The organism is Neisseria sp. HMSC068C12 (assembly GCF_001814095.1).
Classification (GTDB): Bacteria; Pseudomonadota; Gammaproteobacteria; order Burkholderiales; family Neisseriaceae; genus Neisseria; species Neisseria perflava.
In genome coordinates, this window is the sequence record NZ_KV814801.1 from 309,617 (window position 1) to 331,226 (window position 21,610).

Genomic DNA, 21,610 nt, shown 5'->3' on the forward strand with positions numbered 1-21,610 from the left:
CACCAAGACATTTAGGGGATTTCTCATGAGTACTTTCTTCCAGTAAACTGCCCAAGCCATGATTGCCAAACACATCGACCGCTTCCCACTGTTGAAGGTTTCCCTCATGCCAAAATGGATACATTATTGGCAGAAAAAGGCTTGTTTGATCCCCAAGAATTTAAGTTAAGTGTGATGGCAGCATTTGGCTATCGCAAGTAAGAGCCTCACCCAAAAACGCGAAGTGGTGGAATTTATTAAATAATGTTCCACTTTAAACTATCAACGACAAGAAAGGCTGAGCATACCAACATTGGCGTTTTAAGCCCTAACAATGAATACAGGAAGCACTTTATCGATAATTTTGGCCTAATTTTTCCAAGATATACTTAGTCCTGTTAAAACAAGCACCAACTGTTTTATATTTTAATTTCACAAACACTACCATGAAAAATATTAAATTTACCTTATTTGCCTTTTTAGTCGGCATATCCGCTTTATGGCTGTTTGCCACGCCATTTCCAGACAAGTGGGGCGTATTTCCCGTACGTAACCTATTATTACAGTTCACCGGCAGCATCAGCATACTGGCCATGAGTGCTTGTATGATTCTTGCAGTACGTCCCAAAATGTTGGAAGGACTATTTGGCGGATTGGATAAAATGTACCGCCTGCATAAATGGTTGGGCATCATTGCCCTTTCAGGCAGTATCCTGCATTGGATCAGTAAGCAATTCCCCAAATGGCTGGTAAAGCTCGGTCTGTTTGACGGCAAAAAGCCACCGCGCCCACCGATGCAGGAAGTCTTGACTTTAAAAGATTGGTTAGTTACCCAGCGCCATTTTGCTGAAGAAGTGGGTGAGATTGCTTTTTACGTTGCAGTCGTCTTATTGGTTATCGCACTGATCAAACTTATTCCCTACCGTTGGTTTGCCAAACTTCACATCTTAATTGTCCCTGTCTATATTGCACTCGTATGGCACACCATCGTATTGGCAAACTTTGCTTACTGGGCTCAGCCACTTGGCTGGTTGCTGGCTACCGCCCTATTCTTCAGTAGTATTTGTTCCCTCCTCGCCCTCTTTAAACGCATTGGTAAACCGCAAACCGCAACAGTAACTGCCATGAACCAAAACGGCTCCCTGCTTTCACTTACCCTGAATGCGCCAAAATGGCAGGGACACCAAGCCGGTCAATTCCTCTTTTTACGTGCACATGGAGAAAGCCACCCATTTACCATCGCTTCAAACTGGAATCCTGAAAATCAACAAATCAATCTTATCATCAAAGACTTGGGCGACTACACCCATCGTCTGTCTCAACGTTTGAACATCGGTGATACCGTTAAAATTGATGGTGCATATGGCCGCTTCAATTTTTCAGATAAAAATGAACAAATTTGGGTGAGTAACGGTATTGGTTTTACGCCTTTCCTTGCAAGGCTCAAAGAATTAGCCAAACAACCATCCAATCAACAAATTGACTGGTTCCATGCCGATAGAAATTTATCTGCAGAAATAATCAACCAATGGAAAGATTTGGCTCAACAAGCGAATGTTACATTCCACTATATTCCTTCTGAAACCCAAAGATTATCAGCTGATCATATTGTACAAAGCGTTCAGAATAGTGAAACCCGCAGTCTATGGCTTTGTGGTAGTCGTAGCTTTACAAACAGTATTGCAGGAAAACTTAAGACACGCTCATTGCATCAAGAGCTGTTTGAATTCCGCTAAATGAACCTGATGAGACCTTTGTTTGGATTTAGGCTGTCGTGGGAAGGGCTTTTTTGCAAAGGTCTCAGCCTTTCTTTATTCGTCTAAACCTTAGTTTTTATCAAAGCTAAGGTCTTCATTTGAATACGATGGTTCAAAAAATATCTTCATAACTTTAATTTAATGGTAAACCTTACAATTCAAGGAAATAACGGTTTTAAAAATAAAAGGCCGTCTGAAAACCTGTTTCCAAGTTTCAGACGGCCTTTATCCGTGTGGCTAAACCTTAAAAGCGGTTTAGACGACAATATTCACCAAGCGTCCGGGAACGACGATGATTTTCTTCGCAGGCTTGCCTTCCATGAATTTCACTGCGCCTTCGTTAGCGAGTGCGGCGGCTTCGAGGTCGGCTTTGGAGGCGTCGGCGGCGACGGTGATTTTGCCGCGCAGTTTGCCGTTGACTTGAACCATCACTTCGATTTCGGATTTAACCAAGGCGGCTTCATCGACGGTCGGCCAGCCTGCTTCCCACAGTTTCGCGCCGTTTAATTCGCTCCACAGGGTTTCGCAGATGTGCGGCACAATCGGCCACAGCAGGCGTACGACGGCTTCCAATACTTCTTGGGCGACGGCTCGGCCTTGTTCGCTGCCGGTGTCGGTTTTGTCGTATTGGTTGAGCAGTTCCATCACGGCGGCGATGGCGGTGTTGAACTGCTGGCGGCGGCCGTAGTCATCGCTGACTTTGGCGGTGGTGGCGTGCAGTTTGTGGCGTAGGTCTTTGAGTTCTTTAGACAAACCATCTTGGCTGCCTGCAAACGCTTTGACCGCGCCGCCTTGTTTCAGGTATTCGTAAACAGTACGCCACAGACGGCGCAGGAAGCGGTGTGCGCCTTCGACGCCGCTGTCGCTCCATTCGAGGGACTGTTCGGGTGGTGCGGCGAACATCATGAACAGGCGGGCGGTATCCGCGCCGTAGGCGTTAATCAGCTCTTGCGGATCGACGCCGTTGTTTTTGGATTTGGACATTTTTTCCGTGCCGCTGATGACGACAGGCAGGCCGTCGGCTTTCAGAACAGCGGAAACAGGGCGGCCTTTGTCGTCGAAAGTCAGCTCGACATCGGCAGGGTTGATCCAGTCTTTGCTGCCGTTGGCGTTTTCGCGGTAGTAGGTTTCGCAGACGACCATACCTTGCGTGAGCAGGCGTTCGAACGGTTCGTCAACATTGACCAAGCCTTCGTCGCGCATCAGTTTGGTGAAGAAGCGCGCGTACAGGAGGTGCAGAATCGCGTGTTCGATACCGCCGATGTATTGGTCAACCGAGCCCCAGTATTTCGCGGCTTCTGCCGATACCATGCCTTCTGCGAATTGAGGAGACATGTAGCGGAAGAAATACCAGCTCGATTCCATGAAGGTGTCCATGGTGTCGGTTTCGCGTTTTGCCGCGCCGCCGCAGCATGGGCAGGTGGTTTCGTAAAACTCGGGCATTTTTGCCAGCGGCGAACCCATGCCGTCGGGTACGACGTTTTCGGGTAAAACGACGGGCAGTTGGTCGGCTGGGACGGGTACGTCACCGCATTTTTCGCAATGGACGATGGGAATCGGGCAGCCCCAGTAGCGTTGGCGTGAAATACCCCAGTCGCGCAGGCGGTATTGGGTTTTCGGTTCGCCAGCGTCTTGGCTTTGCAGCTTGGCGGTGATGGCGTCAAAGGCCATCTGAAAATTCATGCCGTCCAAGTCGCCGCTGTTGACCAATACGCCGTTTTCTTTGTCGCCGTACCATTCTTGCCATTGGTTTGCGTCGAATGCGTTGTCGCCGACGGCAATGACTTGTTTTTTCGGCAGATTGTATTTGGTGGCAAACTCGAAATCGCGTTCGTCGTGCGCCGGAACAGCCATCACCGCGCCGTCGCCGTAACCCCACAATACATAGTTGGCAATCCACACTTCCAGCTTGTCGCCGTTAAGCGGATTGACGACATAGCGGCCGGTCGGCACGCCTTTTTTCTCCATCGTCGCCATATCGGCTTCGGCAACCGAACCGGCTTTGCATTCGGCGATAAATGCCTGCAATTCGGGTTTGTCGGCGGCTGCGGCGGTTGCCAGCGGATGCTCGGCGGCAACGGCAACATAAGTCGCGCCCATCAGCGTGTCGGGACGGGTGGTATAAACTTGCAGGAATTTCGCGTAATCGCCTTCCAAGCCTTGTTTGCTGTCGTCTGAAACGGCGAAGCGCACGGTCATACCGCGAGATTTGCCGATCCAGTTGCGCTGCATGGTTTTGACTTGTTCCGGCCAGTGTTCCAGCTTGTCCAAATCGTTGAGCAGCTCTTCGGCGTAATCCGTGATTTTGAAGTAATACATCGGGATTTCGCGTTTTTCAATCAACGCGCCCGAACGCCAGCCGCGTCCATCGATAACTTGCTCGTTGGCCAATACGGTTTGGTCGACCGGGTCCCAGTTCACCGTGCCGTTTTTGCGATAGACGATGCCTTTTTCAAACAGCTTGGTAAACAGCCATTGTTCCCAGCGGTAGTATTCGGGTTTGCAGGTAGCGACTTCGCGCTCCCAGTCAATCGCAAAACCCAGGCTTTTGAGCTGGGTTTTCATGTATTCGATGTTGTCGTACGTCCAAGCGGCGGGGGCGACGTTGTTTTTCATCGCCGCGTTTTCCGCCGGCATGCCGAACGCGTCCCAACCCATAGGCTGCATGACGTTGAAGCCGTTTAAGCGTTTGAAGCGGCTCAATACGTCGCCGATGGTGTAGTTGCGCACATGCCCCATGTGCAGCTTGCCGCTGGGGTAGGGGAACATGGAGAGGCAGTAGTATTTGGGTTTGGAAGCGTCTTCGGAGACGTTGAAAATACGCTCGTCATCCCATTTTTTCTGCGCCGCAGGCTCGATGGCGGCGGGTTGGTAATGTTCTTGCATGATGTTTCGCTTTGTACAAAAGGCGTTGGAAAATAAAATCAAACGCAGATTATAGCGGATTCAGAAGCGGATTGCTTGTGTCGTAACATCATGTCAAACCGCTTTGGCATTGTTGTTTCCCGTTTGTTTTGACATGGAAGAACGCAAACAATCAAAAGGCCGTCTGAAAACAGGGTTTCAGACGGCCTAGATATGAAACGGTTAACGGTAAGTCTGGCAACGGCCGCCATCAGCATCAGGCATAAAAAGGAAGCAACTTTTTTATCAAGGAAGAAAATCTTTCTAATATAAAACAGCGGTATAGGGTCAAATATTCTTTCACTTTAAGGCCATTATCATGTTTTGACAAGGCGAGGGAGGCTGTCTGAAACAAAATTTTCAGCCGGCCTTAAAAATATCGACTTGAGTTTTTTACCTTCCGCCCACATATCCGACCCAGTTCAAATTTATTCAAAACACTATCAAACTATGAGTACCCAAGATTATTACGAAACCCTTGGTGTTGCCCGCAGCGCTAGCGACGATGAAATCAAAAAAGCCTACCGCAAGCTGGCAATGAAATACCATCCCGACCGCAACCCTGACAACAAAGAAGCGGAAGAAAAATTTAAAGAAGTCCAAAAAGCTTACGACACCTTGTCTGACAAGGAAAAACGTACCATGTACGACCAATACGGCCATGCCGCGTTCGAACAGGGCGCAGGTGCGGGCGGATTCGGTGGCTTTGGCGGTTTTGGCGGCCAAGGCGGATTCGGTGGTGCGCAAGGCTTCGATTTTTCCGATATTTTCAGCCAAATGTTCGGCGGTGGCGGCAGCTCAGGCGGCCGTCAGCCGGATTACAGCGGCGCAGACTTGCAGGTCGGCATAGAGATTTCGCTTGAAGAAGCCGCCAAAGGCGTGAAAAAACGCATCAACATTCCGACTTATGAAGAATGTGATGTCTGCCACGGCTCAGGTGCCAAACCGGGCACATCCGCATCGACTTGTTCGACCTGTCACGGCTCAGGTACGGTACACGTCCGCCAAGCCATTTTCCAAATGCAGCAGACTTGTCCGACTTGTCACGGTACAGGCAAAGAAATCAAAGATCCTTGCGTCAAATGCCGTGGCGAAGGCCGCACCAAAACCAGCAAAACGGTTGAAGTCAACATTCCGGCAGGCATCGACGACGGTCAACGCATCCGTTTGAGCGGCGAGGGCGAGCCGGGTCAACACGGCGCGCCGGCAGGCGATTTGTACGTCAATGTCCGCGTAAGACAGCACAAAATCTTCGAGCGCAACGGCTTAGACCTGCATTGTGAACTGCCGATCAGCTTTGCCATTGCCGCATTGGGCGGTGAAGTCGAAGTGCCGACTTTGGACGGCAAAGTCAAACTGCACATTCCGAAAGAAACGCAAACCGGCCGCCGTATGCGCGTGAAAGGCAAAGGCATCAAGTCTCTGCGTTCTAGCTCGACCGGCGATTTGTACTGCCACATTTTGGTTGAAACACCGGTTAACCTGACCGACCGTCAGAAAGAGTTGCTGGAAGAATTTGAAAAAATCTCCTCCGGCCTCAATCTCAGCCAAACCCCGCGCAAAAAATCGTTTTGGGAAAAAGTAGGCGAAAAAGTAGGCGATTTGTTCTCCGATAATTAATCGCTGTGAAAAAGGCCGTCTGAAACCTGTTTACATTGAGTTTCAGACGGCCTTTTTTATATTTTTCAGACTTTTATCATCTTTTGTTGTTTCAATATAATTTTCTGTGCCATTTCCAAAAACAGTTTCTGCTCGTCTGCAGACAGATCAGCCAAGGATTCTTGGTTGATGGCTTTGGCAATTTCGGTGGAGCTTGATTGTAAAGCACGCGCGTGTTCTGTCAGCATAATCAAACGGCTGCGTGCATCTTCAGGATTAGGCTCCCGTGTAATCAATCCGTCTCGCTCCATCCGTGCCAGAGTGTTGGCAATCGTTGCCTGCTTCAAATCGGCACGCTCAACTAATTCCTGTTGGCTCAAGCCGTCTTTATTCCATAGCTCGATCAAAATTGGAAATTGTGCAGGCGCAATCCCCAGTGGTTTTAAGCCTTCGCTCAATAAAATGGCAAATTGGCGGGCAATATGGTTCATCAAATAGCCTGCCGATTCAGTTTTGAAAACTTCGTTCACTTTGTTTCCTTTAAAATCAGATTATTGCGGATCATATCACAAATATAGCTTGCTATCTTAATTCATAGCACGCTATACTTATTTCAACTCGATAGCTTGCTATTTAAATGCTTTCAGACGACCTCTCTTAAATGTTCAAGGAAACCATAATGAACCGCAATACTTTACGCAAAATCCACGCCGCCGCAGGGGTGGGCGCATTTTTATTCATCGCTTCGTTTTGGAGCAGCACCGTGTTCAGCGAACTCTTCGGCTCGCACGAAACCGTCGCCGCCGTGAAGCAAACCATTGTTTATGCGCTGTTCGGGTTGATTGCCTGCATGGCAACCGTAGGCGCAACAGGCATGAAAATGGGTGGGAAAAGCAAACATACTGCGATTGCCGCCAAACGCCGCCGTATGCCCTTCATCGCCGCCAACGAAATGTTGATTTTGCTGCCTTGCGCGTTTTTCTTAAACAGCCGCGCCGCCGCAGGACAGTTTGACAGCGTGTTTTATATCGTTCAAATCGTAGAACTGATTGCTGGTGTGGCTAATCTGACGCTGTTGGGACTGAGCATGAAAGACGGATTTTCTATCCGTAAACCCAAATTGAAATCCATTTAATTGTTAATTTAAGAGAAAACATCATGAAACCTGATATTCCGCAACGTTACGGCACTACAACCCGCTTTCTGCATTGGACTATGGCGGCCTGCTATCTGTTTATGTTTGCAACCGCCATTGCTTGGAATATGGATGAAAGTCTGAAGTTTTTGACTAATCCTCATAAAGCGGTTGGCTTTCTTCTGCTGATATTGTCTGCTTGGCGTGTGATGCGGGCAATCCGCCAGTCCAGAAATCGACCGGTTGGCAGTATGGCTGCCAAATTTGGACATTGGGCAATGTATCTCCTGATGCTTGCCGTTCCAGTCACAGGTGTTATGAGACAAATTACTCAGGAAGGACAGATTCACGGAGCACTGGCATTTTCGTTGCTGTTCTTGTCTCTGGGACATATCGGCATGGTCGTTTACCACTACATCAAAGGCGAATCCGTAATGCCCCGAATGTTCGGAAGAGTTTAAATATCTCACATCAATTCAAACCTATAAGGAACTATCCATATGAATATCCGTAAAAAAACAGCTCTGATTGCCGCTGCCGCCACTGCCTTTGTCGCTGTCGGTTGTACTGCAAATGCCAAACAGTGGCAGGAAAAATGTGAAGCCTTTCAAAACAGTGTTGTCCTCATTAATACTTTTGAAGTGCCGCAGGGTAAAGAAGCCGAAGCTTTGGCTTCTTGGCAAAAAGCGCGTGATTTTTTGAAAACCCAGCCAGGCTATATAGCTACGCGCCTGCACCAAAATATAGATCCAAACGGTAAATATCATTTGGTCAACGTAGCCCGTTGGCGCAATATGGAAGATTTTAAAGCCGCTACTGCCAAGATGCGTCAGGCCCTGCCGGATAATATGCCTGAAGGGGTTGCAGCCAGCCCGGGTTTGTTTAAAGTGATTGAAAACGATATGCCGCATGGTTTTGGCAGATACAATGGCAAAGGATTCGGCCGTAAATTTGAAGTATGCGGCAAGTAATCGCAGGCCGTCTGAAACCTACTTGAATCAGGTTTCAGGCGGACTTTTGTTTTTCTTTCTGTTGCTTCAAGCCATGGTTTGCCTTACAATTCGCGCTTCACTCTTACGGGAGTAGCCATTCGGCGCAATGCCGAAACCGTTGTCAACATAATCGGCTTGTGCGGCCGTGGCAGCGGTATCTTCTCTGCTTTATCGGAAGACAGGCAAGACGTAAGCGTTGTCCATACCCTTGCGGGCGGTATGCACAGCGCTTTTTGTTTGCCCGCTTTTCGGTTGAGTATCTTAAATCATGGAAGCTTTTTTCTCCTCGACGCTGGGCGTTGCCATTGCCGAAATCGGCGATAAGACGCAATTGCTCGCACTCTTTTTAGCTGCACGTTTTGCCCACAAAAACGCGATTGTTGCCGGTATTTTTATTGCAACCCTGTTGAACCATCTTGTTTCAGCCGCACTCGGTGTCTGGCTGGCATCCGCTATTTCGCCCGAAGTCATGAAATGGGTGGTTGGCGGCAGTTTTATTGCGGTTGGATTGTGGCTGCTATTGCCGGACAAAGACGAAGATCCTGACGGTAAGTGGCTGAAATACGGCGCATTTACGGCGACGGTTGTCCTGTTTTTCTTGGCTGAAATCGGCGATAAAACGCAGATTGCAACAGTTCTTTTGGCAGCAAAATACCAATCTATCCTGCTGGTCGTGGTCGGCAGTATTGCCGGTTTGATGATTGCTTCTGTGCCTGCCGTGTATTTGGGCGAAATGCTGATGCGCAAGATTCCGGCCAAAGCAGTGCGCATTGCCGCATGTATCTTGTTCTGCCTGCTGGGTATTTTGACCCTGCTTGGCGACGGTATCGTGTTGAAGGCCGTCTGAAATGTGGGACATTGTTTTTGAACACAAAGATTTTGTGGTCATTAATAAGCCTTGCGGCGTATCGGTGCACAGCGAATCGGAAGGGGATGTTTGCCTGACCGCTTCGCTGGCGCAGCAGCTCGGTGTTGAACGCGTGTGGCTGGTTCACCGTTTGGACAAGGCCACCAGCGGCCTGTTGCTGTTTGCGCTCAACCGCGACAGCGCGGCGGCTTTGTCGGCACAGTTTGCCGAGAAAACTATGCGTAAAACGTATTTGGCACTCAGTACGCACAAGCCGGCGAAAAAGCAGGGCTGGGTGAAAGGCGGTATGGCGCGTTCGCGGCGCGGTACATGGAAGCTGACGCGAGACGAGGATAATTTTGCCGTTACCCGTTTCAGCAGCCAAAGCCTGAAGCCCGGTTTGCGCCTGTTTGTGTTGCAACCGTTTACCGGCAAAACCCATCAGCTGCGCGTGGCCATGAAAAGCATAGGCAGTCCGATTTTGGGCGATACGCTGTATGGCGGCGATGAGGCGGGACATCTGTTTTTGCACGCTTGGCGTTTGGTTTTCGACTATCGCGGCGAGCATTTCGATATTCGGGTTGCGCCCGATAAAACATGGCCGTCTGAAATCGATTTGTCGGCGTGTTTGGGTTCGGATGAATCCGAATAGAAGCAGTGAGATTTTTGTGTATATTAAAAAAGGCCGTCTGAAATTGTTCAGACGGCCTTTTGCTTGTTTTAAGTTTACATTTCCAATTCGCTCAAACCCGGCAAGTCGGCAAAACAGCGGTCGTGCGTGATTTGGCAGAAGTTGTCCAAATAGCCTTTGTTGGCATCTTCCGTACGAATGGCTGCATAAAGTTTGCTTTGCAGGCCGTCTGAAGTGATTTTGCGATGGACGACGTAGCCTTTTTCCAGATACGGCATGACCGTCCAATAGGGCAGGGCGGCGATGCCGCGTTTGCTGGCAACCAGTTGAATAATGGCAATGGTCAGCTCGCTGTGGCGGCGCGGCGGATTAATGCCTTTAGGCAGCAGCACTTTTTTAGGCAAATCCAGCATTTCGTCGGGGACGGGATAAGTAATCAGGGTTTCGTCGATAAAATCTTCCGCTTCCCAAACATCTTTGTCGGCAAGTGGGTGGTCTTCTGCACAGATGCCGACCATTTCATAGGCAAACAGAGGGCGGTAGCTGATGCCGTTGAGTGGCTCGGCTTCGGAAACGATGGCAAGGTCGGCACGGTGTTGTAGCAGCAGCCCGACCGGATCGGCTTGGAAACCGGAAACGATGTCCAATTCAACTTGCGGCCATAAGGGGCGGAACTCGCCCATGGCAGGCATCAGCCAGTCGAAGCAGGTGTGGCATTCGACGGCAAGCCTGAGTTCGCCCGCTTCGCCTTCGATAATCCGCACCAAATCACGTTCGGCGGCAGCAACCTGCGGCAACAGCTCGCGCGCCAGTTGCAATAGGCGCATACCGGCCGGAGTGAAGCGCAGTGGTGTGGATTTGCGTTCAAACAACGGCGTTTCGTAATAATTTTCCAAGGCGCGGATTTGGTGCGACAGGGCGGATTGGGTCAGGAAAACCCGTTTGGCGGCAAGGGAAACGCTGCCGGTTTCTTCTAAAGCCAGCAAGGTTTTGAGATGACGCAATTCGATAATAGAGTCCATGTGTTTTCAGACGGCCTGTGGGTAAGGTGGTGTATATTAAAATAATTCATGATGATGTGCAAATGATTAATGTTGGGAATGATTGCTGAAATCGGAATGTAAGAATTTGAGGCATAAACAGATTTTGCGGTTAGAATGCGAAGCTGTTTTTGAAGATAGATATAAGGAGCGGAATATGGCTTTACGCCGCGAAATTCTGGCTTGGTGCGATGAGACATTGCAGGTCTGGCTGTTTAAGGACTATGCGCCCAACGGTTTGCAGGTCGAAGGCAAAGAAGAAATTGCCAAAATCGCCACTTCGGTTACCGCCAGCAAAGCAGCAATCGATTTTGCCGTAGGGCAGGGGGCGGATATGCTTTTGGTTCACCACGGCATGTTTTGGAAAAGCGAGCCTGTCACGATTACCGGTTGGAAAAAAGCACGCATTGAAACCTTGCTGCAATACCAAATCAATATGGCGGGCTACCACCTGCCGCTGGACGCACACCCGCAATTAGGCAATAACGCACAGTTGGCTGAGAAACTCGATTGGGTGCTCGAAAAACAATTCGGCGAGCAAAACCTGTTGAATACAGGCCGTCTGAAAACCACGCAAACGTTGGCGCAGTTGTCTGAATGCATTGAGGCGGTATTTGACCGCAAGCCGACCGTTATCGGCGATCTTGAACGCGAAATCAAACGCATTGCCTGGTGCAGTGGCGGTGCGCAGGGATTTTTTCAGACGGCCGTAGACGAAGGTGTCGATGTGTATCTGACCGGTGAGATTTCCGAAGCGCAATATCATCTTGCCAATGAAACGGGTGTGGCATTTATCAGTGCCGGCCACCACGCGACAGAACGTTACGGCGTCCGCGCCTTAGGCGATGCTGTGGCAGAAAAATTCGGTATTGAAGTGGTTCACTTTGATGAAAACAACCCTGCCTGAGTATTGAGCAATATCATAAAAACTTTACCTTATTTTAAATAATGCTTTGAGTATTACAACAAACTAGGTAGAATTACGCTGTTTAATGGCTCGGTATTCCCAAAATTTTAGGACGACTGAATAATGGATAATCAAGAAATCAACAACGGTCGCCGCCGTTTTCTGACACTGGCTACTTGCGGTGCAGGCGGTGTGGCGGCTCTAGGCGTAGCTACGCCTTTCGTGGCCAGCTTCTTCCCATCGGAGAAAGCTAAGGCTGCCGGTGCTGCTGTCGAAGTGGATGTCAGCAAAATCGAAGCAGGCCAAATGCTGACTGCCGAATGGCAGGGTAAACCGATTTGGCTGGTCAACCGCACAGATCAACAGCTCAAAGACTTGAAAAGTTTGGATGGTGCAGTTACAGACCCTAATTCCGAAGTGGATCAGCAACCGGAATACGCTAAAAACGAGCACCGTTCGATCAAGCCGAACCTCCTCGTCGCTATCGGTATCTGTACCCACCTGGGTTGCTCTCCGACTTACCGTCCCGACGTTGCCCCTGCGGATTTGGGTGCAGACTGGAAAGGCGGTTTCTTCTGCCCTTGCCACGGTTCGAAATTCGACATGGCAGGCCGCGTATACAAAGGTGTTCCTGCACCGACCAATTTGGTTGTACCGCCTTACAAATATCTGAGCGATACGACTGTTTTGGTGGGCGAAGACTAAAAATAAGGAACGATAATTATGGCAAACCAAACCAATAGCAAAGCAAAAGCATTGTTAGGCTGGATGGACGCTCGCTTCCCTCTGTCTAAAATGTGGAATGAGCATTTGGCTCAATACTATGCGCCAAAGAACTTCAACTTCTGGTATTACTTCGGCTCTTTGGCTCTGCTCGTCCTTGTAATTCAAATCGTCAGCGGTATTTTCCTGACCATGAACTACAAACCGGACGGCAACCTTAACGCCTACCATCTGCCTGCTGCCTTTACTGCAGTAGAGTACATCATGCGCGACGTGTCCGGCGGCTGGATTATCCGCTACATGCACTCCACTGGCGCATCTTTCTTCTTCATCGTCGTTTATCTGCACATGTTCCGCGGTCTGATTTACGGTTCGTACAAAAAACCTCGTGAATTGGTGTGGATTTTCGGTTCCCTGATTTTCTTGGCATTGATGGCAGAAGCTTTTATGGGTTACCTGTTGCCTTGGGGTCAAATGTCCTTCTGGGGTGCGCAGGTAATTATTAACCTGTTCTCCGCCATCCCTGTTATCGGTCCTGATTTGTCCACTTGGATCCGCGGTGACTTCAACGTTTCCGACGTTACTTTAAACCGCTTCTTCGCCCTGCACGTTATCGCTGTACCTTTGGTATTGCTCGGCTTGGTTGTGGCTCACATCATCGCCCTGCATGAAGTGGGTTCTAACAACCCTGATGGCGTTGAAATCAAGAAAAACAAAGACGAAAACGGTATTCCACGCGATGGTATCCCATTCCATCCTTACTACACCGTTAAAGACATCTTGGGCGTCGTTGTATTCCTGATTGTCTTCTGTTCTGTGTTGTTCTTTGCACCTGAAGGCGGCGGCTACTTCCTCGAAGCGCCAAACTTCGATGCAGCGAATGCGCTGAAAACACCTCCGCACATTGCGCCGGTATGGTACTTCACTCCGTTCTACGCAATTCTGCGTGCGATTCCTTCCTTTGCCGGTACTCAGGTATGGGGTGTAATCGGCATGGGTGCAGCAGTTGTGTTGATTGCCTTGTTGCCTTGGCTGGATAAGTCACCTGTAAAATCTGTTCGTTACCGCAACAACTCTTTCAAAGTAATGTTGGCGTTGTTTGTTGTATCTTTTATCGGCTTGGGAATTTTGGGTGCATTGGTAGCAGATGATACTCGTACAGCTTTTGCTCGTGCATTCAGTGCATTCTATTTCTTGTTCTTCATCGGTATGCCTTTGCATACAAACCCTAAATGGTTGTCTGAAAAAGCTGGTGGTATTAAATATTTAATCAGTCTGTTTGTTTATGCAGCTTTAATTATTTATAACCTGTATTTAGTTGCAGTCTTGCCAAATTACATCGTTAAGGCGTTCGTTTTGGCTTACACTGTTTTCTTTGCAGCTATTCCATTCCTGAATGCGTTTAATAGCGAAAAAGCTACGCCTGAACGCGTAACCATGAGCACTACTAAACAAAAAATTATGTTCTTTGTTTACGTCGGTATTACCGTTGTTGGTGCTTACTTGTTTGCAACCAATATCTGATGAGGGCAGCGAAAATGAAACAAACTCTGAAAAACTGGTTTGCTGCCTTATTGCTGGCAGTGCCTATGAGTGCAGCCGTCGCCAGCGGCGGCCATGCAAACTACGAAAAAGTCGATATCGACCTGCGTGATCAAGTCAGTCTGCAGCACGGTGCGCAAATCTTTACAAACTACTGTTTGTCTTGCCACTCTGCCAGTGGTATGCGCTTCAACCGTCTGAAAGACATCGGTTTGACTGAAGATGAAATCAAGAAAAACCTGATGTTCACAACAGACAACGTTGGTGACGTGATGGTAGCGGCCATGGATCCGAAAGATGCTTCCAAATGGTTGGGTGCGCCTCCGCCGGATTTGACCCTGATTGCCCGTTCTAAAGGTGCGGACTACCTGTACGCTTATATGCGCGGCTTCTATAAAGACCCAACTCGTCCGACCGGTTGGAACAATACCGTTTTGGCCGGCGCGAGTATGCCTCACCCATTGTGGGAGCAACAAGGTGTTCAAGCCGTTGAATTGGATGCCAAAGGTCAGCCCGTTATGATTAAAGACGAGCATGGCAACCTGACTCCTAAACTGTATTGGGAATCTACCGGTCTGCATAGCCGTCGTCTGCCTAATGGTAAAGTAATCCAAAAAGAGTACGATGCTTATGTGCGCGATTTGGTGAACTACTTGGTATACATGGGCGAACCTGCTCAATTGCAACGCCACCGTATCGGTTACATGGTTTTGACATTCCTGTTTGCCGTAATGTTGCCGTTGGCGTACTTCCTGAAAAAAGAATTCTGGAAAGACGTTCATTAATTCTTTTGAATCAAAAAGGCAAACCTGTTTCAGGTTTGCCTTTTTTGTTTGCTTAATCAATTTATGTCGGATTAATGCAAATCTAAAAATTGCTTAATGTAAACAGTGTGTTATTTTAAATTTCTGGATTAAGTATTTGAAATTATGTATAATTCTTTCTGAATTTTTATAAGGCTTAAGGCCGTCTGAAAAGATTGATCAGGAGTAGAAGATTATGATGACTTTGTATTCGGGTATTACTTGTCCATTCAGCCAACGTTGCCGTTTTGTATTGTATGAAAAAGGCATGGATTTTGAAATCAAAGATGTGGACGTGTTCAATAAACCCGAAGACTTGGCTTTGATGAATCCGTATAACCAAGTACCGGTTCTGGTTGAGCGTGATTTGATTTTGCACGAATCAAACATCATCAACGAATACATTGACGAGCGTTTCCCTCATCCTCAGTTGATGCCGGGTGATCCTGTTATGCGCGGTCGCGGCCGTTTGGTACTGTACCGTATGGAAAAAGAATTGTTCAGCTTGGTGCAAGTGTTGGAAAACCCTGAATCTACCAATAAAGAACAAGCCAAAGCGCGTGAAGCCATTGGCAATGGTTTGACACTGTTGGCACCGTCTTTTACTAAAAACAAATACATCTTGGGCGATGACTTCTCCATGATTGATGTTGCCTTATCTCCACTGTTGTGGCGTTTGGACTATTACGACATCAAACTGGGTAAATCTGCTGCGCCTTTGCTGAAGTACGCCGAGCGTATTTTCCAACGCGAAGCCTTTATTGAAGCATTGACACCGGCTGAAAAAGCCATGCGCCGTTAAAGGACGGATCTATGGCAACTTCAACCAAACCGTATTTGTTGCGTGCTTTGTATGAATGGTGTTTGGATAATAACCAAACACCGCATATCGTGGCTTGGGTAAATGAACATACCCGTGTGCCGATGCAGTATGTACGCGACAATGAGATTGTTTTAAATATTGGCCCTACTGCCAGCCATAACTTGAATATCGACAACGAGTGGGTCAATTTTTCTGCACGCTTTTCCGGCGTAGCGCACGAGATTTGGATTCCGGTCGGTCATATTGTCAGTATATTTGGCCGCGAAAGTGGAGAGGGTATGGGGTTTGAGGTAGAACCATATCAGCCTGCTTCTATCGAAGCTGCAGTGGCCGAAGATAAAAAAGCTGAATCTGCGGAAGAAAAACCGAAAAAAGTATTGAAGCTTGTGAAGTAATTAAAGATAAAAGGCCGTCTGAAATGTTTCAGACGGCCTTTATTGATTGGGTATTGAAATGGCAAAATTAATGAGCAATCAGTTATTAATTAAGCCAAACAAAAAAGCTCTTGCGTTTAACAAGAGCTTTTTTGTTTAGTGGTGGAGGTAAGCGGGATCGAACCGCTGACCTCTTGCATGCCATGCAAGCGCTCTACCAACTGAGCTATACCCCCGAAATTTGGTGGCGAATCAGGGACTCGAACCCCGGACACAAGGATTATGATTCCTCTGCTCTAACCGACTGAGCTAATTCGCCGTTTCGTGAAGTCGCTATTATAGTTTTTTTTGAATATTTGGCAAGCGCTAATTTTGGTTTTTTTTATTTCTTATTGTTTTTAAAAAATAAAAAGTAGGTTGTCAGGCTATAGCTTATGGCAAATATCGCCGTGGCTAAAGCCTGCCCAGTCGATATCGATGTTTTTGCCAAAAGCGATCACTTTAAAAAGTTCGCCCATTTCATGCTGATGTATCAGTTTCTGTACTGCGGCGGCTGCTTGGATGTATTCAACTGAATCTGGGCTGCCGATTTGTGCCAGCAAATCGGTGATGCCGAGATTGAGCAGGAAATAAGATTGGGGCAGGTAGCCGATTAAGTCCAAACCTGATTCTATGCCGGCGCGTGCAATATCGGTGAAATTGACATGTGCAGTCAGATCGGTCAGGCCGATGTTGAAAAATGGGTCATGGATGGTGTGGTGGCGATAGTGGCCGATAAATGTGCCTTCTTTGCGTTGCGGATGGTAATACTGGGCGGCGTCGAAGCCGTAATCGATAAATATCATACCGCCGCGCTGCAATTTGGCGGCCAGGGTTTGGATAAAGGCATATTGTGCAGGATGTAGCTCGCTTGTGTATGAATGGAGGGGAGGGAGGTACAAGGAGGCTGTTTGTATCAGTTCGGCTTGGGTCAATGGTCTGATGGCTTCGATTAGCTCGTCATTCTCTAGGCTCACGCCGATTTGTTGAAACCCTTCATCTTGATAAATCAAGCGTTCCACCGGCATGGCATCCAATACTTCGTTGCCGATGATGATGCCGTCAAAGTGTTCGGGTAATGTGGTGAGGTGGATGACTTTTGTGGCTGCTTCGGGGGAAGTATGTTCAAGAATATGTTGGCGTTGTCTCTCTGCAAGCTCTGCTGATAGTTCGATAATATAGTAATGATTTAGGCCGTCTGAAAGGTTTTGCAAGAGTGTGGCAGCGAGATGACCTGTACCTGCACCAAATTCATAGATATTGCCTGCTGTTTGCGGCAGTAATTCGGCAAGTTGTTTGGCAAGGGTTTGTCCGAATAGGGGGGAGAGGGTGGGGGCGGTAATGAAGTCGCCGTCCGTACCGATTTTATGGCTGCCTCCGCTGTAATAGCCGTATTGAGGTGTGTAAAGGGCAAGCTCCATAAAACGGGAGAAGGGTATCCAGTTTTGATGTTGTTCAATTTCGTTTTTTATAAGCTTGGTCAGGTGTGCTGAAGAGGCTTGTGCATCAGGGGAAGGAAGGGGGAGTTGTGGCTTCATGACTGTTAGATAATGTAAAAAATTTGAATTTGTTTGTATATTATAGCCCCTTGTGAGAGGGGTGGTAATCGGGTGTAAAAATACTATATGTAGTATTTTAAAAACATAAACAATACTAGATATGGTGTTTTATGCCATATAAAATGGCTAGCATATTAATTTGTCATGCATTTTTGTATATATAAGCTATTGAATTTTAAGTGTTTAGTGTTTCATTTCAGATAAAGGGTTGATTTGACCTGATTGCCAAAATTTCTTATAGTGTCGGTTGGTGGGGCATAGTGGGTGAAAGTGGTTACTTTTTCCTAAAAAGTGTTCCGTAGAAGTGAAGACGAAATATTTTAGGAAGGTGGGATTTTTAATCCCACTCTAGTTTTATTTTAATCGAATTTGGGGTGTAATGTGTTTGGCGGTGCTCATGAATTGAGTATGGACAGTAAAGGGCGGTTGGCGATTCCTGCCAAATTCCGCGATATTTTGCTGCGCCGTTATACGCCTGCAATTGTGGTCACACTGGATTCCCGAAAAAAATTATTGATGTACCCCGAGCCCGTTTGGGAAGAAAAAGCCGAGCAGATTTTGAAGTTGAAAGTGGCCGGCAATGAAGCTTTGCAACGGTATCAGAATTTGCTGCTGCACAATGCGGAGATTTTGGAGTGGGATAGCGCCGGACGCGTTTTGATTCCGGCCAATCTGCGCAAACGCGTAGATTTTGAAAAAGAAGTTACTTTGGTTGGCCGTGCAAACCGTATGGAGTTGTGGGGCCGCGAACATTGGGAAGAGGAAATGAATCAGGCTTTGGATATCGATCCTGATGAATTGGCTTTCCAATTGAGTCAAACGGATTTGCAATTGTGAGTAAAGTTGAAAATTATCAGCATGTTACTGTCTTGTTGCATGAGGCGGTGGATGCGTTGGCAATCCGTGAAGATGGGATTTATGTGGACGGTACGTTCGGCAGGGGAGGGCATTCCCGGCTGATTTTGTCGCGTTTGGGCAAGCAGGGTCGTTTGGTTGTTTTTGACAAAGACCCTGAGGCGATTGCGGTAGCCAATGAGCTGGCGGTGCAAGATAAACGTGTCAGTGTCGTACACAATGGTTTTGAAACATTTCAGACGGCCTTGGATGAATTGGGCATCGATAAGATTGACGGTGCGCTTTTTGATTTGGGGATTTCGTCGCCGCAAATTGACGATGGCAGCCGCGGATTCAGTTTCCGCTTTGATGCGCCGTTGGATATGCGGATGGATCCGACTCGCGGGATGTCTGCGGCAGAATGGATTGCAACCGCATCCGAACAGGATTTACACGAGGTAATTAAGAATTATGGTGAAGAGCGGTTTAGTCGCCAGATTGCGCGCGCCATTGTTGCGCAACGTGAGGAGAGTCCCATCGATACAACCCGCAAGCTGGCGCAGCTTGTGGCGCAAAACGTCCGTACTCGTGAGCGCGGACAAGACCCTGCTACGCGCACCTTCCAAGCAGTTCGCATCTTTATTAACCGCGAGCTCGAAGAGGTAGAGGCAGTTTTGCCGCAGGTTGCAGGCCGTCTGAAAGAGGGTGGACGCTTGGCCGTCATTGCGTTCCATTCGCTGGAAGACAGAATTGTGAAGCAGTTTATTAAAAAATATTCGCAACATGCGCCTTTGCCCCGTTGGGCGGTGGTCAAGGAAGCGGATTTGCCTCAACCGCCTTTGAAGGCTGTGGGCAAAGCAATCAAACCGGGTTCGACAGAGACTGAAACCAATCCGCGTGCGCGCAGTGCAGTTTTGCGTGTGGCGGAGCGCAGCAGCGGCGAATTTTCGGTTGTTGACTAGGGAAAGCGTTTCGGCATTGTCGCAAGGGATGTTTCTGTTGACAGGCCGTCTGAAAGTTTGAAATGGGTAAGTTGAATATTTTATTACTGGTTTTGGTGACGGTTTCTGCCTTTGCCGTAGTGTTTAAGCAAAACCAGTCGCGCTTGCACTTTATCGAGTTGGATAAGGCGCAAAAGCGGGAAATTCAGTTGGAACAGGATTACGCGCGCTTGAAACTGGAGCAAGCAAGATTGGCAAACCACAAACTGATTAAAGTGGCGGCCGAAAAGCAACATCTGCTTCCGCCGGGTGCGCATAATACGGCTATGCTGGAACGCAAAAAATAAGAATATAGCCTTGTTTTCAAGGTGTTTACGGGAATTAATAGCTCACTGAGCAGCTAAGTCATGAGAAGTCCAACATGTTAATTAAGAACGAATATAAACCTCAAATGCTGTCTGGAACCACAAAAACAAAAAAACCGCTGACAAGTAACGGACGTATTGGTTTGGTGCTGGGTGCCGTTGCGCTGGCATTTACCGGTCTGTTGGTGCGCGGGGTTTATCTGCAAACCAGTCAGCATGAGTTTTTGAAAAATCAGGGCGACCAACGTTTTGTGCGCACACTTCCGCTGCCTGCATCACGCGGTATGATTACCGACCGCAATGGTGCTACATTGGCGTTGAGTGCGCCTACCGAATCATTGTATGCCATGCCTTCCGGCATGGAGGAAATGCCGACTGACGAGCAGTTAGAAAAACTGTCGGCCATTGCCGATGTGCCTGTTGAAGTTTTGAAAAATAAATTGTCTAAAAAAGACAAAGGCTTTATCTATCTGAAACGTCAACTCAGCTACGAGAAAGCAGAAGAAATCAAAGCATTGGGCATTAAAGGTATCGCATTCCAAAAAGAATTGAAACGCCATTACCCGATGGGCAATCTGTTTGCGCATGTTATCGGTTTTACCAATATCGACGGCAAAGGTCAAGAGGGCTTGGAGCTTTCCCGTGAAGACAGTCTGCGCGGTGAAGATGGTGCGAAAGTCGTATTGCGTGACAACAAAGGTAATATCGTTGACAGCCTCGACTCTCCACGCAACAGCGTGCCTAAAAATGGCCAAGACATGATTTTGTCTTTGGATCAGCGTATTCAAACGCTGGCTTATGACGAGTTGAACAAGGCTGTGGCTTATCACAAAGCCAAAGCGGGTACGGTTGTGGTATTGGATGCGCAAACCGGCGAAATTTTGGCTTTGGTCAACAGCCCTGCTTACGATCCGAATCAACCGGGTCAAGCCAATAGCGAACAGCGCCGTAACCGCGCCGTAACCGATATGATTGAACCCGGTTCTGCAATGAAACCGTTTACCATTGCCAAAGCATTGGATTCCGGTAAAGTGGATGCAACCGATACGTTCAATACCCTGCCTTACAAAATCGGTCCGGCTACCGTACAAGATACCCACGTTTATCCTACTTTGGATGTGCGCGGCATTATGCAAAAATCTTCCAACGTCGGTACCAGTAAACTTTCTGCCATGTTTACGCCTAAAGAAATGTACGATTTCTATCATGATTTAGGTGTGGGCGTGCGCATGCATTCAGGCTTTCCTGGCGAGACTGCAGGTTTGTTGAGAAGCTGGCGCAGATGGCAAAAAATCGAACAGGCAACCATGTCTTTCGGTTATGGCCTGCAATTAAGCCTGTTGCAATTGGCTCGTGCCTATACTGTCTTGACCCATGACGGCGAATTGTTGCCGGTCAGCTTTGAAAAACAAGCGGTTGCACCTAAAGGCAAGCGCGTCATCAAAGCCTCTACTGCGAAAAAAGTGCGCGAGTTGATGGTTTCCGTTACTGAAGCCGGCGGTACCGGTACTGCCGGTGCTGTTGATGGTTTCGATGTAGGTGCGAAAACCGGTACGGCGCGTAAACTGGTTAATGGCCGCTATGTGGACAACAAACACGTCGGTACGTTCATCGGTTTTGCTCCGGCTAAAAATCCACGCGTTATTGTGGCCGTTACCATTGACGAACCGACTGCCAACGGCTATTACGGCGGCGTGGTTGCCGGTCCCGTATTCAAAGAAGTCATGAGCGGAAGCTTGAACATCTTGGGTGTTTCCCCGACCAAGCCTTTAAGTAATACCGCTACCGTCAAAGTACCGTCATAATCCAAACAATC

Annotated in this window: 20 protein-coding genes, 2 tRNA genes and 1 pseudogene; 17 read left to right on the forward strand and 6 right to left on the reverse strand. The window is 48.1% G+C overall.

The features are described 5' to 3' along the window. The first annotated feature begins 425 nt into the window (after positions 1-425). Positions 426-1,715, forward strand: a complete 1,290-nt coding sequence (locus HMPREF2952_RS03495) for a ferredoxin reductase family protein (protein WP_070646351.1) — start codon at positions 426-428, stop codon at positions 1,713-1,715. Between the two features lie 276 nt (positions 1,716-1,991). Here HMPREF2952_RS03495 and leuS read toward each other — a convergent pair whose 3' ends face one another. After that, positions 1,992-4,622 (reverse strand): leucine--tRNA ligase, encoded by a 2,631-nt coding sequence (gene leuS, locus HMPREF2952_RS03500; protein ID WP_070695280.1) that lies wholly within the window; start codon positions 4,620-4,622, stop codon positions 1,992-1,994. Positions 4,623-5,090: 468 nt separating this feature from the next. Between leuS and dnaJ the strand changes: the two genes are divergently transcribed. After that, the gene (dnaJ, locus tag HMPREF2952_RS03505; RefSeq protein ID WP_004518914.1) at positions 5,091-6,260 is read left to right on the forward strand and encodes a molecular chaperone DnaJ; all 1,170 of its coding nucleotides are present in this window, start codon (positions 5,091-5,093) and stop codon (positions 6,258-6,260) included. 65 nt (positions 6,261-6,325) lie between these two features. Here the strand turns inward: dnaJ and HMPREF2952_RS03510 are convergent, their stop codons facing one another. After that, complete coding sequence (locus HMPREF2952_RS03510; protein ID WP_049332004.1) at positions 6,326-6,730, reverse strand: MarR family winged helix-turn-helix transcriptional regulator; 405 nt, start codon at positions 6,728-6,730, stop codon at positions 6,326-6,328. A 188-nt stretch (positions 6,731-6,918) separates the two neighbouring features. On the opposite strand from HMPREF2952_RS03510, the gene HMPREF2952_RS03515 reads away from it, so the two are divergent. The 5 genes from HMPREF2952_RS03515 (at position 6,919) to HMPREF2952_RS03535 (ending at position 9,865) form a co-directional block, all read left to right on the forward strand. Next, complete coding sequence (locus HMPREF2952_RS03515; protein ID WP_039861854.1) at positions 6,919-7,374, forward strand: hypothetical protein; 456 nt, start codon at positions 6,919-6,921, stop codon at positions 7,372-7,374. Between the two features lie 23 nt (positions 7,375-7,397). Further along, positions 7,398-7,835: a cytochrome b gene (locus tag HMPREF2952_RS03520; RefSeq protein ID WP_004518911.1), complete on the forward strand. Its 438-nt coding sequence runs from the start codon at positions 7,398-7,400 to the stop codon at positions 7,833-7,835. A gap of 39 nt (positions 7,836-7,874) precedes the next feature. Then, entirely contained in the window at positions 7,875-8,345 is a 471-nt protein-coding gene (locus tag HMPREF2952_RS03525) for an antibiotic biosynthesis monooxygenase family protein (protein ID WP_004518910.1), read from the forward strand. A 289-nt stretch (positions 8,346-8,634) separates the two neighbouring features. Continuing rightward, entirely contained in the window at positions 8,635-9,213 is a 579-nt protein-coding gene (locus HMPREF2952_RS03530) for a TMEM165/GDT1 family protein (RefSeq protein ID WP_004518907.1), read from the forward strand. Between the two features lies 1 nt (position 9,214). Continuing rightward, positions 9,215-9,865: a TIGR01621 family pseudouridine synthase gene (locus HMPREF2952_RS03535; RefSeq protein WP_049335349.1), complete on the forward strand. Its 651-nt coding sequence runs from the start codon at positions 9,215-9,217 to the stop codon at positions 9,863-9,865. 74 nt (positions 9,866-9,939) lie between these two features. Here HMPREF2952_RS03535 and HMPREF2952_RS03540 read toward each other — a convergent pair whose 3' ends face one another. Further along, a complete protein-coding gene (locus tag HMPREF2952_RS03540; protein WP_003748251.1) occupies positions 9,940-10,866 on the reverse strand; it encodes a LysR family transcriptional regulator in 927 nt (308 codons plus the stop codon). A 175-nt stretch (positions 10,867-11,041) separates the two neighbouring features. On the opposite strand from HMPREF2952_RS03540, the gene HMPREF2952_RS03545 reads away from it, so the two are divergent. The 6 genes and pseudogenes from HMPREF2952_RS03545 (at position 11,042) to HMPREF2952_RS03570 (ending at position 16,077) form a co-directional block, all read left to right on the forward strand. Beyond that, positions 11,042-11,791, forward strand: coding sequence for a Nif3-like dinuclear metal center hexameric protein (locus HMPREF2952_RS03545; protein ID WP_070695281.1), 750 nt, complete (start codon positions 11,042-11,044; stop codon positions 11,789-11,791). A 123-nt stretch (positions 11,792-11,914) separates the two neighbouring features. Next, on the forward strand, positions 11,915-12,496 hold the full coding sequence (gene petA / locus HMPREF2952_RS03550; RefSeq protein ID WP_049335346.1) for a ubiquinol-cytochrome c reductase iron-sulfur subunit: 582 nt from the start codon (positions 11,915-11,917) through the stop codon (positions 12,494-12,496). Between the two features lie 18 nt (positions 12,497-12,514). Next, positions 12,515-13,738: pseudogene (locus tag HMPREF2952_RS11395) on the forward strand (cytochrome bc complex cytochrome b subunit); the annotation flags it as partial. Between the two features lie 314 nt (positions 13,739-14,052). Then, entirely contained in the window at positions 14,053-14,841 is a 789-nt protein-coding gene (locus tag HMPREF2952_RS11400; RefSeq protein WP_003748257.1) for a cytochrome c1, read from the forward strand. 214 nt (positions 14,842-15,055) lie between these two features. Then, positions 15,056-15,661 (forward strand): glutathione S-transferase N-terminal domain-containing protein, encoded by a 606-nt coding sequence (locus tag HMPREF2952_RS03565; RefSeq protein ID WP_039861850.1) that lies wholly within the window; start codon positions 15,056-15,058, stop codon positions 15,659-15,661. A gap of 11 nt (positions 15,662-15,672) precedes the next feature. Beyond that, positions 15,673-16,077: a ClpXP protease specificity-enhancing factor gene (locus HMPREF2952_RS03570; RefSeq protein WP_049335344.1), complete on the forward strand. Its 405-nt coding sequence runs from the start codon at positions 15,673-15,675 to the stop codon at positions 16,075-16,077. Between the two features lie 139 nt (positions 16,078-16,216). On the opposite strand, the gene HMPREF2952_RS03575 is transcribed toward HMPREF2952_RS03570, so the two are convergent. The 3 genes from HMPREF2952_RS03575 to HMPREF2952_RS03585 form a co-directional block, all read right to left on the reverse strand. Next, a tRNA-Ala gene (locus HMPREF2952_RS03575) sits at positions 16,217-16,292 on the reverse strand. A gap of 6 nt (positions 16,293-16,298) precedes the next feature. Further along, positions 16,299-16,375, reverse strand: a tRNA-Met gene (locus tag HMPREF2952_RS03580). A 106-nt stretch (positions 16,376-16,481) separates the two neighbouring features. After that, positions 16,482-17,633, reverse strand: coding sequence for a class I SAM-dependent methyltransferase (locus HMPREF2952_RS03585; RefSeq protein ID WP_049335342.1), 1,152 nt, complete (start codon positions 17,631-17,633; stop codon positions 16,482-16,484). Between the two features lie 402 nt (positions 17,634-18,035). Here HMPREF2952_RS03585 and mraZ point away from each other — a divergent pair, with 402 nt between their 5' ends. From mraZ to HMPREF2952_RS03605, 4 genes are all read left to right on the forward strand, one after another. Continuing rightward, the gene (gene mraZ, locus HMPREF2952_RS03590; protein WP_039861849.1) at positions 18,036-18,491 is read left to right on the forward strand and encodes a division/cell wall cluster transcriptional repressor MraZ; all 456 of its coding nucleotides are present in this window, start codon (positions 18,036-18,038) and stop codon (positions 18,489-18,491) included. Next, entirely contained in the window at positions 18,488-19,450 is a 963-nt protein-coding gene (rsmH, locus tag HMPREF2952_RS03595; RefSeq protein WP_004518896.1) for a 16S rRNA (cytosine(1402)-N(4))-methyltransferase RsmH, read from the forward strand. Before mraZ ends, rsmH begins: the two co-directional genes overlap by 4 nt. Before the next feature lie 62 nt (positions 19,451-19,512). Then, positions 19,513-19,776: a cell division protein FtsL gene (gene ftsL / locus HMPREF2952_RS03600; protein WP_003681879.1), complete on the forward strand. Its 264-nt coding sequence runs from the start codon at positions 19,513-19,515 to the stop codon at positions 19,774-19,776. Positions 19,777-19,850: 74 nt separating this feature from the next. Beyond that, complete coding sequence (locus tag HMPREF2952_RS03605) at positions 19,851-21,599, forward strand: peptidoglycan D,D-transpeptidase PBP2 (protein ID WP_004518895.1); 1,749 nt, start codon at positions 19,851-19,853, stop codon at positions 21,597-21,599. The last annotated feature ends 11 nt before the right edge of the window (positions 21,600-21,610 follow it).